This window comes from Nitrosospira multiformis (genome assembly GCF_003050865.1).
Taxonomy (GTDB): Bacteria; Pseudomonadota; Gammaproteobacteria; order Burkholderiales; family Nitrosomonadaceae; genus Nitrosospira; species Nitrosospira multiformis_E.
Genome location: NZ_QAOK01000002.1, coordinates 183,605 through 198,971 on the forward strand (window position 1 = coordinate 183,605; position 15,367 = coordinate 198,971).

Below are 15,367 nucleotides of genomic sequence, written 5' to 3' on the forward strand. Positions count from 1 at the left end.
AAAGTTGCAGAAGGGTCTGTAGCTCAGTCGGTTAGAGCAGGGGACTCATAATCCCTTGGTCGTTGGTTCGAGTCCAACCAGACCCACCAATAAATACAAAGGCAAAGGCTTACAATTATTATTGTGAGCCTTTTCTTTTTGAGGGGCACTAGAGGGACACTAAGTCGGAAAAAATTGCAGCTACCTTTAGCAAAAAGAACAGGTTGAATGCCAAAATCGGCATAATGCTTAAACTTCTGCCGGGCCCGCTCGATTGAAGCCTTACGCGCCATGACGCAAATGATTCCGGAGGTACTTGTCAAATAGCCGCTGCACCTCTGTAGTGGGCAAACTATCTTCGGGCAGCTCTTCTCCATGGGACAAGCGATCACGAACGTCTTTCAGCTTACGAAAGGTCTTTATCTCTTCGGGCTTACTCTCGTCATCGAGAAACATCGAAATGACCGCGAACTTGTCTGCTAGATTGTGCTTTCCTCCCATTACTAACATGATGCGGTCGAGGTACGCGTGGAGTCCGGGGGCTTGGCTCACCTTCCGCAGTTCCGCTGCGAGAAGCTCATGATAGACAGGAAAGATCTTACCGACCAGGATTTCGAGTGATGACCAAGCGGCGATGAAGGAGCGATAATTGTCGGTAGCTTGATTGAGCGATTGCGTATAGAGGCGAGCGACTCGTTCGAGGTTGCCAGCCTTCATAATAAGCGAAATGTCTTCTGACACTCTCTCAAGTTCAGCTTTGTTCAGGGGAGAGGACACGTACATTCCAACTGATCCTCCCTCGATAGAGAAGGAATGGACAATTTCTCCATTGAGGGTAGTTAAGTAGCTGCCTTCCGCAAGGGAGCGGAATTTATAGTCTCTCCTGCCGCCCAACCGCAACGCGGTTAGGACGCCCGACATTTGGGGAAGGATGCGTGTGCGCAGCCCCTTTTTGTCGAATGCGTCAAAGCACAGCAGCAAATCGCCAATGGCGCGGGCATCTTGCGGGATCGACGCGCTGACATCGCCTTTGACCTGGATAACTACTACCCCGTCTGTTCCTGCAGAATCCAGGCGCTGTTTTTCAATCTCCGCAATTTGGTCCGCGAGATTGCGGTGAAATTCTTCGTCCAGCGGTTCGCGAACAATCAAGACATGTGCGGACGTTTTGAGCAATCGGAAACACCCGGATATTACGCCCGAGCCTTGGGCGCGGATACGCATGGCCTTGAGTGGCAGGGCGGAGATAACATCCCCAAATACAACGTCAGCCCCGGCAGTTCTCCGCTGATGCTGCACAGGCTGCAGGGAACACTTCATTCCGATTACGTCATCTGGGGCTACCGCACCCCGAAGGAGGCGGAAGAGAAGAAGCGGCCCTGGATCAATGCCAGGGTGGAGAAAGCGCTGACCGGGCGCTATTTCCGGCATATGTTCCAGGAGGGGAGGGTCATCATTCCCGGAGGTGGCTGGTTCGAGTGGACACTTGAGCAGGGCAGGAAGCAGCCCTGGTACATCACCCGGAAGGACAGGGCGCCCATTTTCATGGCGGGGATCACCAACTTCAGGCCGGGCATCCAGCAGGTCGTTGAAGTCGGATTTGTCATTGTCACCGAAGACTCGGGCAGCGGTATGGTAGACATCCATGATCGCAGGCCCGTCGTGCTGGAGCCCGAGGATGCCTGGCGCTGGATGGACCCGGAGACACCAGTCGAGGAAGCGGCCCACATTGCCCAAAGCCGGTCGTTGCCAAGCGAGGAATTCATGTGGTGGCGCGTGAGCCGGGAGGTGAACCGGGCGGATCCGGGTAATAACGGGAAGCACCTGCTTGCACCGATAAATTGCGAGGGAAATTGAGTGCTCCAGCCCATGAAAAAGCCCTTGCGTGGATTACGATACAAGGGCTGAAATTGCCACGCCGTACTCCCGAAGTTACGGTCGCCCCGGCATCAGAAATCGTACCGGGCGGGATGGTTCAATCCTCCAACAGCCTTAAGAAGCTGTACGCAAGAGCTTGCCGATCAATGTACCAAAAGAGGGTGGCGGTGTAAATCGACCTGCTTATCTACCTGCCTGACTGAGCTTCCTGGCCGGGCACCACCTTCATGAGTTGATCTGTCCCACTCTCGTATTGTCCGAGCTATCGAACAATGGCAAGTAGCAAGCGGCGCAAATAAAGGTCTCTGATGCTTTTGGGAGAACGTCTGTACAGTTACCTCCCAAGTATCCGCTTAGCCTCGACTATCTCGGAGCGTGGGCCGTCAGCGTGCTTGGTCAACTCAACCAGCTGCTCCGAGTAGTGAACGGCCTTCTGCTCATTGCCCGCTCGCTTTGCATTTTGAGCTGCTCCCGCGAGCGCGCGATATCGATTGGGCTGTTGCTCAAGGACTTTTTCGAATTCAGCGAGAGCATCAGCCGGTTTATGGTCACGTTCAAGTGTCGTCGCCAACATCTCTCGCGCCGGAACGATCGCCCCAGGCGTGACGACGTTCTTTGCACTCGCGTCTTCACGCTCTGCCGCTCGGCGCAGTATTGCGATACCCTCATCGCGTTTGTCTTGCGCAAAGGCTGCCAGTCCGCGTACTACCTCGGCCTGGATATCGATCTGATCGGCCCAGTAGTTTAATTTCATAGCCGCCGCTGCATCGCGAAGTTCGATCAACCGCTTCGCCTCGAGGTTTGCCTTAGCCGGCTCTCCACTCATCGCTGAACCAATACCGCGGGCGAAGGCATTGACCGCTTCAGCCTGCGGATACTTCTTCCATGGGTAGGTATCCCGGGAATACAACGGCAAATTCGCTGCCTCCTGCCAGGCTCCGCGTTCAAGTGCGATCCTTGCGGGGATAGCAGCGTACGGATACGCGACCCCAAGCATGTCGATTCCATGTCTCGCTTGCTCTTGCTCCATGACTTTTTGCGCCGCGAGATCCTGCCCTAACTGCAGGTGGGCATATACCATGTAGTCGGACGCATGATGCCCGTCGTGGGTGATCGAGTCATCAGCCGTTGCGGCAGCACGACGGTTTGTATCAATCGACTCTTGCCAAAGGCCTGTGAGGGTGAAGATGTGCGATGGCATGTGCAAGGCGTGAGGCGCGTCCGGGGCAATTTTCGCGTACTTCCTCGCAGCGTGGATCCCACTCTTGGCCAACGGTGGATAGTCATAACTGTGAATCAGATAGTGCGCCACTCCAGGATGGTTCGGTTCCCGGGCAAAGATTGGCTCGAGCAGCTTGGCGGCGTGCAATTGATTGCTATAGGTCTTGTCAGTGGGATCGAAGTTCCTCGAGAGAATGAGCGCATACAACACGGTTGCCTCACTGTCTTCGGGGTTTCGTTGCGCCAGTTGCGCCATCGCTTTTTCGAAGGCATCAGCCCTTTCTCGATAGTTCGCGTTGTTCAGGCCTTTAAAGAATATTTCGAGCGCATCGACATAGTCACGCTCTCGCTGAGTCTTGAGCCCGGCCTTACGCGCGGCATCGAGTAATATCGGCCCCTCAGTCATTGCTTTTTCTGACAAGGTGACTGGCCAGGCAAACGAGTTATCGAGAGTCGCGAGTGCTTTTACCCAATGAGCCATGCCACAGGTGGGGTCGGCCTTGAGTACGTCGTCAGCCGTTGCAATGGCACGCTGCCACTGAAAAGAGTGGTAGTAGGCCATTGCCACATTAAACCTGGCTTGTGCCGCAGCGTTGCACTCCACTTTGAAATGCACATCGCCAATCCGGGGTTTATGTGAACCCTCGTCATCCGCTCGCGCAACTTGAGTCAATGCCAGTGCCAAGAGCGTCGATACTAATACTGTAGCGCTTTTCCTCATGAATTTGATTCCAGCCGCCTTGGGTATCATTTTCTGGTTTTGGCAAGTAAATTAGGTGGTGGCCCAATGGGGTCGAATTTTTTCAATAAGGGAATATCCTCTTTGCTTATCCAGCGGATATCCGTATCAAATGTGTTGTGAGGTCCCCAACTGCCGGTAAATTTCTTACCATCAGGCGTGAAAGTCCAACACATTTCTTCACCTGAGGTATTGATGACATCACCGAGATTGATCGGTTTCTGCCATTCTCCATTGGCATCCTGACGTGAGATCCACATATCGTGCCCACCTCGGGAATCCGGATCAACCTGTGTACTGGTGACGACCATGCTTTTGCCATCCTTTGACACCCCGGTCCAGTGCATATGGTCACGCTGTGGAGAATTGATTTTCGCGCCCAGGCTCACCGGTTTCTGCCACACCCCCTCTTTTTTCTCCACTTTCCAGATATCACTCTCTTGCGTGACTCCCGGCTGGCTGTAATTGAAATAAATCAGGCTGTCGGAAACAATAATCGGACAATGTTCCTCCCCAGTTGGGGTATTGATACTGGGAAGTTCCGGAACATCGTTCCAGTTTCTGGCCGACTGCCATACACCATTCACTTTCTGAACGACATAAAGATCACCTGACAGCAGGTCGCCCGGTTCATATCTCGTAAAATAAATGACGTTGCCATCATCCGAGAAGCTGGGTTCCAAGTCCCAGGCCGCTGTATTGATATTTGGGCCTACGGTCGGATCGATGTCAGGACCGAGGTGAATGGGTTCCTGCCACACGCCATCCACATTGTGAGCCATCCATATGTCGAAATTGTAAGGGGTGCCGGGTGATTCGATACTGCCCTTGCGGGTTGAAACAAAAATAGCTGTCTTGCCGTCTGCACTGTAGGTAATTTCTATTTCCGAACCTGATGAGTTGATGGGCGCCCCCATATCTTTTGATGCAGCAGGCGGCTCAGTCACTCCACTGCCTTCGGCTCCGTGCATACCCGGCATGGCATAAGACAGATTGCCGACCAGCATTAAAACCGATAGCGTGGAATAAAACTTCATAACAGAGCTGTCTTTCATTCTGTTTCTCCTCTCCAGATAAAAATAAACCATTCGTTCTCTTTTTGAGATTGAGAAGGTATACGCACCCCGTCGTAATGCTTACGGCAGACATCTCCCACCGCGACTGTTTTCTCCAGCACCAGGGATCAAAGCCAATTCTTTTCAGCTCATACGCCTCGACAAACCCGCCGGGGCGGGCCGCCTCATTATGCACACCATCAGCCCCGTTCCCGTCCCGAATACTGAATAGGTATCGCCCTTCGAATCCCATCAGAAAACACAGGACTCACCATCCTCAGGCACCAATACGCGTTGTGTCATACCCTTCTCACTGAGGAACTCCCGCAGCTCTTTTCGCGAGAGCATGGCGTGATTCACGGATTCCATGTGGCTCGCAATAATGGTTGCCTTGGGGGCTGCTTTGTAAACCTCGTAAACATCCTTTTTATCCATGATAATTGGCTCATAGCCGAGCACCTGGGCGTCTCCGCTATTCAGGATGACCACATCGGGCTCGTATTTTTTCAGACTTTCCTCGACTCCCTCGTACCAGACGGTATCCCCCGCGATATATACCGTTTTTTCATTGGGGTGCTTGAATACGACACCGGAGACGTGGCCCAACAGCTCAGCCCATTTTTCAACAGTTTCTTTTCCGCCATGCCGACCGGGGGTTTTGATAAGTGTGATGCCGTCAAAAACCGTGTTCTCCCCCATGACCCGAATGTTCTTGAAGCCTTGCCCCTGGATTTCCGCTGCATCATTCTCGTTTTGCGTAAAAATCAGCATGTCCTTGGGCACGAGCTTCATGGCTGCTTCGTCCCAGTGATCCATATGGACATGGGTCACGATGACTGCATCGACATCCAGGGTCTCATCCATCGGAATAGGCAGATCCACCACGGGATTGGCTATGTGACTGTTGGGAGTACCCTCGAATCCCGGAAAAGCCCCCTTTTCCCCCAGCATGGGATCAATGAGGAATTTTTTTCCTGCATAATCGATGATGAGCGTTGCATTTCGCAGTTGTTGGAATCTCATGTTGAATTTCCCCTTTGCTTGAACAGTTAGAACTTTCTGAAAATACGATAAAGAATTGCTCCGGCGATCAGTAGAAATACGGGCCAGAGCTGAGGGATGCTGTCATACCAGGGCGCGCCCACGATGATGGGGATTTCCAGCGTGAAATCAGCCTGGTTCCCATCCTTCCCGGATAGATAAAGCCGGTATTCACCCGTCTCGCCCATGTTCAGCACATGCGTGATGATGCCGGTCTCGTAGGTTTTCGACGGCACCGTCATCAGAGTCTTCACCGGCACGCCGCCTTCCATTTTTGCAAGCCTCATGGTCAGCGGCCATTCACGCGCAGATTCGGGGTAAAGAAGATCGATCGTGACATCCAGCGTTCCGGGGCTGGGTATTTTTCCGCACAGGACAGGGACGGACATCGCGCCTGTTGCGTCCTCAGGGATTTCGTAGTTTGTTGGAATGAAATAACCCGAATAGCCAATCACCAGGGAGTCGGACTCTATGGTGCATGTGCCGCCGCGAAAGCCCTTCGGGTAGGTGCCGGACATATCCCCCTGGGAGCTCACATGGAACTGCAAGCCCACCGCGACGATAACCGCGAGGGATCCGGTCAGGACCAGGAAACGCCGCATGCCTGTCGATAAATTTGCCCAGATGCTGTCCATATTTTCTCCTGTAAAAATTCCGGCCTAAGTCGATTCCAAGGCAGCAGCCGCAGCGGATGATGTAGGGCCGTTCTCGGGAGACACGCATTCCGTGCACCTCAGAACATCCTCGGCGGCAAGCCGGGCAATATAGGCTGCTTGGCTGTTTTGAGTGACCATGGCAGTCACGATCGCCCCTTCGATGAGCAGGCCCAGTTTCTGGGTGACCATATCCGGATCCGTGGCCCCGCTTTCCCCAACCAGTGTCCTCAACCGGTCAATTATCTGGTCCCGGTACGCACCCGCCACATCCTTTACCCAGCGGCTATCCTTTTCATGCTCCGCCACGGCGTTGATGAATACACAACCGAAGAAGTCTTCCTTCGCGAACCATTTCTCCAGCAGATCGAACAGGGCCAGGATGCGCTCCCTGGGGGAACACTTGAGATGCGGCAGGTCCAGGTCGAACCAGTGAAACCACATGTTCGCTTCCGTATCGAACACCGCCTTGAGCAGATTTTCCTTTGAGCCGTAGTGCGCATACAAACTGCCACGGGCCACACCGGCTTCCTCAAGAATGCGTGTAATGCCGGTCGCATGTATGCCGGCGCGGCAGAACAGGCGGCGTGCTGCCAGAAGCAGTTTTTCCTCGGTAGATGTGCGAGCTTCCTTCGTCAACCTATTCCTCCACGATCTGTATGGATTGATGCAGATATGAGCCACTAGACTGATTAGTCTAGACCGATCAGTCTATTTTTATTCTACGCTTGGAATAAAGTCATTACAAGAGGAGTGAATATCAATTTTTCTAAAAATAAGATTTGGCTAATCACCAGAGAGGGATTTGGTGAAGGTCAGAAGCTTGTGGGCAACTCCGTGTGGGGACTTTATGGACGCAACATTGGCGTAATGGATGAGAAATGATCCTTCTTCAGTTCGATTGGTTGGGTCAAATATAGATAGGAAGGGTGGCTGCGGAAGTGAACGGATTTTCCGCATGAGTAGGGGCAAAGAACAGTTGACAAAAAAAGACAACCAGTCGTATTATTTTTCCATGCCTCGATCTGCAAAAAAGGAAGCGAGCCGGGACAGCCTGTTGAATCAGGGTGTGAGCATGCTCATGCGGCAAGGCTACCACGGCACCGGGCTCCAGGAGATTCTGGATGCGGTAAATATTCCCAAAGGCTCTTTTTATAATTACTTCGACAGCAAGGAAGACTTTGGCGCCAAGGTCATCCAGCATTACGTCGATCCTTTTATCACCCAGCTGACCACGCATTTACAACAATCCGAGACCGACGCACTCGGCGCGATACAGCATTACTTTGATGAGCTTGTCGCGGAGCTGGAGAAAAACGATTTCAAGGGCGGCTGCCTGCTTGGCAATTTAATGGGTGAGATCGGTGATACCAGTCCTCTTTGTCAGCAATCCCTCCAGACGGCTGTTACCCGGTATCGGGATTTGCTGCAATCCGGTTTGATCAAGGCCCAGCAACAAGGCAGTGTCAGGGCAGACAAATCAGCGGGGGAGATGGCCGATTTATTGATAAATGCCTGGCAGGGGGCCTTGCTGAGAGCGAAGATCGAAAAATCGTCTGGACCCGTCAAGCAATGCTGTCAGGATCTGCTGGGAGATTTTTTCAGGCCCCTTGAATCTCGCTAATTTTTTCCCTTTTATCAAGACGACCAGTCATATATTTATTAATCGAACAGGAGGTATAAATGCCCAAATTCATTATTGAACGTGAAATCCCCGAAGCAGGCTCGTTTACCACCCAGAATCTCCAAGCCATTTCAGAGAAGTCATGCAGCGTGCTGGCCAATATGAGGTCTCCGATCCAGTGGGTGGAGAGCTATGTGACCGACGACAAGGTCTATTGTATCTATATTGCACCGGATGAGCCGGCCATAAGAGCTCACGCCGAACAAGGTGATTTTCCCGCAAATCGTGTTTCCCGCGTCCTGTCTGTAATCGATCCCACCACGGCAGAGAGTTGCTAGAACGCGGAATTCGAGCAATAGAGAAAGAAACCCGCGCGACTGTAAGAATATTTTTAAGGAGTTCTACATGGAATACCGTGCTTTTAATTTCCTTGTGATGGGACTGGTACTGGCTGGGGCAAGTGTCTTCTGCCCGTCCTCGGAAGCGCGCGGCGCGGCTCTGGGCGAGTCACGCCAAGCCCCCGCGGGGCAAGGAGCGAACCACAAGCATTATGAAGCGTCTCCCATGGCGAACAAGCCAGGGCCGGATGGGCAACTGGCACCCAGGCTGCAGAACCTCGGCAATCATGCATTCCCGGTCAGCACGCGAAATAAAAGAGCACGGCTCTTTATCAATCAGGGCATCAACCTGGCCTACGGCTTCAACCATGCCGAAGCGCGGCGCGCATTCCGCGAAGCTGCACGACTCGATCCTGCGCTGGCGATGGCGTACTGGGGCCAGGCGCTGGTACTGGGGCCCAACATCAACGCACCAATGGATCCCAACGATGAATCCGATGCCTTGAAGCTGGTGCAAAAGGCGAGATCGCTGATGGGACCGGCCTCGGAAAGGGAGCAGGCACTGATCAGCGCGCTGGAGAAACGTTATTCAGGCGATTCCACGGATCGCACAGCAAATGACAAGGCTTATGCTGAAGCAATGCGGGCCGTACATCGGCGTTTTCCCGCTGATCCCGATATCGCAATGCTTTATGTGGAATCAGTGATGGACCTTCGTCCCTGGGGATACTGGATGCGGGACGGCCACGCGCATGAGGGAACAGCTGAAATCGTGGCGCTGACCGAGGAAGTGTTGCGTCGTCATCCCGCGCATCCTGCTGCATTACACATGCAAATTCATCTAATGGAGCCGACGACCACGCCCGAGGGCGCGGAGAAAGCCGCAGATGTGCTGCTCCCGCTGATGCCAGCAGCAGGGCACATGATACACATGCCGTCGCACATTTATCAGCGGGTAGGACGATATGCGGACGCGATAAAAAGCAACCAGTTGGCAATAGCGGCCGACGAGGACTACATCGCTCAATGCCAGGCACAGGGATTGTACCCGATGGCCTACTACCCGCATAACATCCACTTTCTTGCGTTTTCTGCCACGGCAAGCGGTCAAAGCAGAACCGCGATCGAATCCGCTCGCAAGACCGCCAGCAGGATAGACGATGCCACGCTGAAGGAAATGCCCCTGACTGCCGTGTTCCGCATGGCACCCTACTGGGCTCTCGCGAGGTTCGGACACTGGCAGGAGGTACTCGATGAGCCCGCACCCCCTGCCACGAACGCATTCCTCAAGGGGAGTTGGCATTATGTCCGGGGGCTGGCATTTGTCGCAACTGGGCGCCTCTCCCAGGCCGAGCAAGAACTGGGAACCTTGCGCGAGATCATGAAAGACCCAGGCCTGGACGGTGCACTCTTCTCCAAGAACACGCCGCGCACTGTGCTCAGGATCGCTCCCGAAGTGCTGGCCGGCGAAATTGACGCCGCGCGCGGCAAATTCGATTCGGCCATAGCACATCTTGAACGCGCGATCCGCTACGAGGATGCGCTGGTTTATACGGAACCTGCTGAATGGCACTACCCGCCCCGGCTCGCGCTGGGCGCCATCCTGCTGGAGGCGGGATACCCGGACGAAGCAGAGACGGTCTACTGGAATGATCTGCAACGCAACCGCGACAGCGGTTGGGCCCTTTTTGGGCTGCTGCAGGCCCTGCACGCTCAGAAAAAGGAAGCCGAGGCAGGTGTTATTGAGGCGCGCTTCAAAAAGGCCTGGGAGCATGCTGATGTAAATTTGACGGCCTCTCGCATGGGCCGATAGCGAAGACCCTGATAAACGCTTGTCCGATGATTCGAAGAGAATTTAGTTCTCGCTCTCGAGTCATAGTGAATTCAAACTGGTTGTTTCCTCCAATGACTTGGGAGGAGGAGACCCTTACTGCAGCAGGATCAGTGGATGCAGGAGAGACGCCATGACCTCTAAGGCTCTGTTGCAAAAAAAGGACAAACCAGAAAACGAGGCGTGTGATCTGATTGATTATGTCCTGTAGATACCGAATTGCCTTTCAATGAGCCAGATTTCTCCTGTGAGGCCTTGGCCCAATTTCCAAATGTCCAGCTGTCCTTTCTTGAACATCTGCATAAGCTCGAAACCTTTGATGGTGGCGTAGGCTGTTTTCATCGATTTAAAGCCCCGCACCGGGTTCATCAAGCGTTTGAGCTTGCCATGATCAGCTTCGATAATATTGTTCAAGTATTTGACCTGCCGGTGCACGATATCCGGCGGACACTTTCCTTCCGCTTTTAATTCGGCAATGGCGGACCTGTAAGCGGGCGCCTTGTCGGTATTAATAGCATCGGGGTGGGCCCAGGGTTTCATGGATTTCAGGGCTTTGCCCAGAAAACGTTTGGCGCCCTGGGTATTGCGAGTAGCGGAGAGATAGAAATCAATCATATGGCCTTTTCTATCAAGTGCCCGGTAGAGATATGTCCACTCCCCCTTTTACTTTTACGTGGGTTTCATCCACTCGCCAGCTGTAGCCCATGGAAGATTTCCAATGCCACCTCAGGCGCTTTTCCATTTCCGGCGCGTAATGCTGAACCCAACGGTAGAGCGTCGTATGATCCACCTTAAGACCGCGTTCCAGCATCATTTCCGCCAGATCACGATAGCTGATCCCGTATTTGCAATACCACCTGACACAACCCGGAATCATCTCCCCACGGAAATGACGCCATTTGAAATCGGACATTGAGGATCTGTCCTGAAAAATACAATAGGGCACCTCCCTTCTTATTTTTTGCAACAGAGCCGAAAAAAGGGTATTACACCCTGCATTCCCCCCAAGAAGAACCGTAAAACCCAGATCGAATACAACAGAGAACTCTACAAGCAACGCCACAAGGTGGAAAACATGTTCGGCAGGCTCAAGGACTGGCGGCGCATCGCCACGCGTTATGACCGTTGCGCCCACACCTTCTTCTCCGCCATCTGTATCGCCGCTACCGTCATCTTCTATCTCAATTAATGAGTCCTGAGCCTAGCTGACGCAGGGATTCCGTAGGGTGGCGGAAATGCCTGTACGGTGGCACTCTCCTTCAGGCGAGGAGCGGCTCAACCGAGCACACGGCAATCCGAGGATGCCTCTCTTGATGAGGCCAGTCAATCTGGTTTGGGAAGAGCTTGTTCCTGGTTTTCAGGCAAGCCTCAAAATCGTTAGGCATCATGGCTGCTTCTACCACAAGCCGACCTGCTGCCATGACTTGGCGCTTTGGTGCCTTCCCCTTGTAATATAAATGTGTTGGGCTATAACTTCTTAAGGAATCCGGCTTTGAACAAAAATAAAAGGAGAAATCATGGGATCGCCACATCAATGGAAGTTTTTTCGGGCAGGCGGTTCGATCAAGTGCAGATCGATACCGGGTCAGATCTGCTGGCCCTGAAAGAACTGGATCAGAAATTGTGGGTGACGCTGAGTTGAACCGCTGGAGGCGCAGGATGCTGCCATGTTTTTCGGGCGGGACATGGAATTACTGCAAGGCCTGGACAAGCTCCGCGGCACGCGCAGCAGGCAATGAATGCCTGTTCGTCATACCCTGTTCTTCGGGATCGGCAAATCATCATTCCTTCGTGCCGCCCTCCTGCCGCGACTCATACGAAATGCACAGCACTTTCATAGACTGGAAGTTATTTGTTCCGAACGCAGCCGTGCTATTTGAAGCGGGGATTAGTAAACGCAATTTGCCAGGCAAACGAAGATCTTGGTCTCATGCCAGTCAACTTGGGCGAAGTAAAAACAATGCTGGAAAAGAGCAGAGCCGAATGTCGTGGCCAACTGCTGCAACATCCAGAGGGCAGCCCGTCATAAATTAATTGGGGTACCGAGGATGCGAACCAAGCGACGGAAAGACGAAAAGCGTCAGCACCAGGCTGAACTGGTTGCGGTTCAAGAAAAACAGGTTGCGGTAGAAGAACAGGAACGCATTACAAAGCAGCTTGCCGAAACTGAACTCAAGGCAGCAAAAGAAAGAGAGATGGCAGCAGAAACGCTTGCGGCCGAACAACAGCAAGCAGTGCAGGGGTTGCTAAAGCGCAAGCGCCAATTACAAGCTGCAGTTGTCATTGTGCTTATTGCTCTAGGATGGGCTATTGAGCGTTATAGTGATGCGAAAAATTCAAAGAAAAAGGTACAAGCGACCTTGGCAGCCACTGATTTCCGTGAGGCGCAGCGGTACTATCAAAGTCATAACACTCATTATGCCTTGGCCCATCTCGCTCAGGCAGTGAGACTGGACCCTGAGGGAACATCCAGTCGAACTTTGCTGGTCAATCTCCTGCAGCAAAAAAGATGGTTTCTGCCTGTCGAGATTTTCAGGCATGAAGGTGGGGTCGAGTCTGTACAGTTCAGTACTGACGGGACGAAGGTGGTGACCGCATCAGGGGACAACACCGCGCGACTGTGGAATGCTGCAACCGGCGCGCCTCTCGGTGAGCCCCTGAGGCATGAAGGCAAGGTCGAGTCTGCGCAGTTCAGCCAGGACGGGACGAAGGTGGTGACTGCATCAGAGAACACCGCGCGGCTGTGGAATGCTGCAACCGGCGTGCCTCTCGGCGAGCCCATGAGGCATGAAGGCAAGGTCGAGTCTGCCCAGTTCAGCCAGGACGGGACGAAGGTGGTGACCGCATCTTTAGACAACACCGCGTGGTTGTGGGATGCTGCAACTGGCGCGCCTCTTGGCGAGCCCCTGAAGCATGAAGGTGGGGTCGAGTCTGCGCAGTTCAGCCAGGACGGGACGAAGGTGGTGACCGCATCAGAGAACACCGCGCGGCTGTGGAATGCTGCAACCGGCGTGCTTCTCGGTGTGCCCATGAGGCATGAAGGCAAGGTCGAGTCTGCACAGTTCAGTCCTGACGGGACGAAGGTGGTGACCGCATCAGGGGACAACACCGCGCGGTTGTGGGATGCTGCAACCGGCGCGCCTCTCGGTGAGCCCATGAAGCATGAAGGTGGGGTCGAGTCTGCCCAGTTCAGCCAGGACGGGACGAAGGTGGTGACCGCAGCAGAGGACAAGACTGCGCGGTTGTGGGATGCTGCAACCGGCGTGCCTCTCGGCGAGCCCATGAAGCATGAAGGCAAGGTCGAGTCTGCACAGTTCAGTCCTGACGGGACGAAGGTGGTGACCGCATCAGTGGACAGCACCGCGCGGTTGTGGAATGCTGCAACCGGCATGCCTCTCGGCGAGCCCATGAAGCATGAAGGCAAGGTCGAGTCTGCGCAGTTCAGTCCCGACGGGACGAAGGTGGTGACTGCATCAGTGGACAACACCGCGCGCCTGTGGGATGCCAAAACCGGCCCACCTCTCGGTGAGCCCATGAGGCATGAAGGTTGGGTCTGGTCTGCCCAGTTCAGTCCTGACGGGACGAAGGTGGTGACCGCATCAGTGGACAACACCGCGCGGCTGTGGAAGGCTGCAACTGGCGCGCCCCTCGGTGAGCCCCTGAGGCATGAAGGTTGGGTCTGGTCTGCCCAGTTCAGCCAGGACGGGACGAAGGTGGTGACCGCATCAGAGAACACCGCGCGGTTGTGGAATGCTGCAACTGGCGTGCCTCTCGGCGAGCCCATGAGGCATGAAGGTTGGGTCTTGTCTGCCCAGTTCAGCCAGGACGGGACGAAGGTGGTGACCGCATCAGTGGACAGCACCGCGCGGCTGTGGGATGCCAAAACTGCCGCGCCTCTCGGTGAGCCCCTGAGGCATGAAGGTGAGGTCTGGTCTGCCCAGTTCAGCCAGGACGGGACGAAGGTGGTGACTGCATCAGAGAACACCGCGCGGCTGTGGGATGCTGCAACTGGCGTGCCTCTCGGTGAGCCCATGAGGCATGAAGGTTGGGTCAAGTCTGCCCAGTTCAGCCAGGACGGGACGAAGGTGGTGACCGCATCAGGGGACAACACCGCGCGGTTGTGGGATGCTGCAACTGGCGCGCCTCTCGGTGAGCCTCTGAGGCATGAAGATAGGGTCGAGTCTGCCCAGTTCAGTCCTGACGGGACGAAGGTAGTGACCGCATCAGGGGACAACACCGCGCGGCTGTGGGATGCCGAAACCGGCGCGCCTCTCGGTGAGCCCCTGAGGCATGAAGGTTGGGTCTGGTCTGCCCAGTTCAGCCAGGACGGGACGAAGGTGGTGACCGCATCATTGGACAACACCGCGCGGTTGTGGGATACAGGGTTGGTCATTCAAGACAATAAAGACCTGCTTCCAGTACTTGCAGAGGTAATAGGCGGTAGGCAACTGAACGAACTCGGCGCTATTGAATCTTTCAAAGATCAAATAGGACAGCTCAACGAGCTGCGCAAGCAGACTACCAATGCTCCTTTGGAAGAACCCACAGCGGAGTCCTTTATTCGCTGGTTTTTATCTGATCCTTGGGACCGCCCCATCTCGCCTCTTTCTGAGTTGACTGTTCCGGACTATATCCACCAACAAATCGACGCGGGTCGGCGTGACCAAGTAGAACAGGAGTTCCCCGACCATCCTCTGCTGCGTCAGCAGCATGCGAAGGATTAAGTGGCCAATTGGCTGCTTGAGTGCGTCAATGTAGAGTACACCCCATGCTGACAAATCTGCCTGACACTTTTCCCCCTCTTTTATGTCAATCTAGAGTTATCAATTATATTGATTGACACTCACCAATGAAGGTCAAAGGCTCTACTCTGACATTTATAGTAGAGAAGACAATGACCAGCCAGAAAATCGGGCTCTGTTGCAAAAAATAAGAAGCGAGGTGCATCATTGTGTTTTTCGGGGCAGCTCTCAATGTCCGATTTCAAATGGCGTCATTTCCGTGGGGA

Annotated in this window: 13 protein-coding genes, 1 tRNA gene and 1 pseudogene; 8 read left to right on the forward strand and 7 right to left on the reverse strand. The window is 54.0% G+C overall.

Features of this window, described 5'->3' with window-relative positions; translation table 11 throughout:
• Positions 1-12 precede the first annotated feature (12 nt).
• A tRNA-Ile gene (locus C8R21_RS02200) sits at positions 13-89 on the forward strand.
• Positions 90-261: 172 nt separating this feature from the next.
• On the opposite strand, the gene C8R21_RS02205 is transcribed toward C8R21_RS02200, so the two are convergent.
• Entirely contained in the window at positions 262-1,131 is an 870-nt protein-coding gene (locus C8R21_RS02205; protein WP_146162433.1) for a hypothetical protein, read from the reverse strand.
• Between the two features lie 3 nt (positions 1,132-1,134).
• Between C8R21_RS02205 and C8R21_RS02210 the strand changes: the two genes are divergently transcribed.
• Positions 1,135-1,836, forward strand: a complete 702-nt coding sequence (locus C8R21_RS02210) for an SOS response-associated peptidase (protein ID WP_107761256.1) — start codon at positions 1,135-1,137, stop codon at positions 1,834-1,836.
• Between the two features lie 355 nt (positions 1,837-2,191).
• On the opposite strand, the gene C8R21_RS02215 is transcribed toward C8R21_RS02210, so the two are convergent.
• The 5 genes from C8R21_RS02215 to C8R21_RS02235 form a co-directional block, all read right to left on the reverse strand.
• Positions 2,192-3,799: a hypothetical protein gene (locus tag C8R21_RS02215; protein ID WP_258192202.1), complete on the reverse strand. Its 1,608-nt coding sequence runs from the start codon at positions 3,797-3,799 to the stop codon at positions 2,192-2,194.
• A gap of 26 nt (positions 3,800-3,825) precedes the next feature.
• Complete coding sequence (locus tag C8R21_RS02220; protein ID WP_107761233.1) at positions 3,826-4,872, reverse strand: PD40 domain-containing protein; 1,047 nt, start codon at positions 4,870-4,872, stop codon at positions 3,826-3,828.
• A 252-nt stretch (positions 4,873-5,124) separates the two neighbouring features.
• Positions 5,125-5,895, reverse strand: a complete 771-nt coding sequence (locus C8R21_RS02225) for an MBL fold metallo-hydrolase (RefSeq protein WP_107761234.1) — start codon at positions 5,893-5,895, stop codon at positions 5,125-5,127.
• Positions 5,896-5,921: 26 nt separating this feature from the next.
• Positions 5,922-6,548: a hypothetical protein gene (locus C8R21_RS02230; protein ID WP_107761235.1), complete on the reverse strand. Its 627-nt coding sequence runs from the start codon at positions 6,546-6,548 to the stop codon at positions 5,922-5,924.
• Positions 6,549-6,572: 24 nt separating this feature from the next.
• On the reverse strand, positions 6,573-7,205 hold the full coding sequence (locus C8R21_RS02235; RefSeq protein WP_107761236.1) for a TetR/AcrR family transcriptional regulator: 633 nt from the start codon (positions 7,203-7,205) through the stop codon (positions 6,573-6,575).
• 319 nt (positions 7,206-7,524) lie between these two features.
• On the opposite strand from C8R21_RS02235, the gene C8R21_RS02240 reads away from it, so the two are divergent.
• The 3 genes from C8R21_RS02240 to C8R21_RS02250 all read left to right on the forward strand — a co-directional run bounded on the left by C8R21_RS02240 (position 7,525) and on the right by C8R21_RS02250 (position 10,341).
• Complete coding sequence (locus C8R21_RS02240; protein ID WP_258192203.1) at positions 7,525-8,190, forward strand: TetR/AcrR family transcriptional regulator; 666 nt, start codon at positions 7,525-7,527, stop codon at positions 8,188-8,190.
• A gap of 59 nt (positions 8,191-8,249) precedes the next feature.
• Positions 8,250-8,528 (forward strand): DUF4242 domain-containing protein, encoded by a 279-nt coding sequence (locus tag C8R21_RS02245; RefSeq protein WP_107761237.1) that lies wholly within the window; start codon positions 8,250-8,252, stop codon positions 8,526-8,528.
• Positions 8,529-8,595: 67 nt separating this feature from the next.
• Positions 8,596-10,341, forward strand: coding sequence for a tetratricopeptide repeat protein (locus C8R21_RS02250; RefSeq protein ID WP_107761238.1), 1,746 nt, complete (start codon positions 8,596-8,598; stop codon positions 10,339-10,341).
• 216 nt (positions 10,342-10,557) lie between these two features.
• Here the strand turns inward: C8R21_RS02250 and C8R21_RS02255 are convergent.
• Positions 10,558-11,272 (reverse strand): annotated as a pseudogene (locus C8R21_RS02255) (IS6 family transposase).
• 48 nt (positions 11,273-11,320) lie between these two features.
• Between C8R21_RS02255 and C8R21_RS02260 the strand changes: the two are divergent.
• From C8R21_RS02260 to C8R21_RS02265, 3 genes are all read left to right on the forward strand, one after another.
• Positions 11,321-11,548, forward strand: coding sequence for a transposase (locus C8R21_RS02260; protein ID WP_219906596.1), 228 nt, complete (start codon positions 11,321-11,323; stop codon positions 11,546-11,548).
• A 303-nt stretch (positions 11,549-11,851) separates the two neighbouring features.
• On the forward strand, positions 11,852-12,001 hold the full coding sequence (locus C8R21_RS15790) for a hypothetical protein (protein WP_181258829.1): 150 nt from the start codon (positions 11,852-11,854) through the stop codon (positions 11,999-12,001).
• 406 nt (positions 12,002-12,407) lie between these two features.
• Positions 12,408-15,083 carry a WD40 repeat domain-containing protein gene (locus C8R21_RS02265; protein ID WP_107761239.1) on the forward strand — a complete coding sequence of 892 codons (2,676 nt, stop codon included), beginning with the start codon at positions 12,408-12,410 and terminating at the stop codon, positions 15,081-15,083.
• The last annotated feature ends 284 nt before the right edge of the window (positions 15,084-15,367 follow it).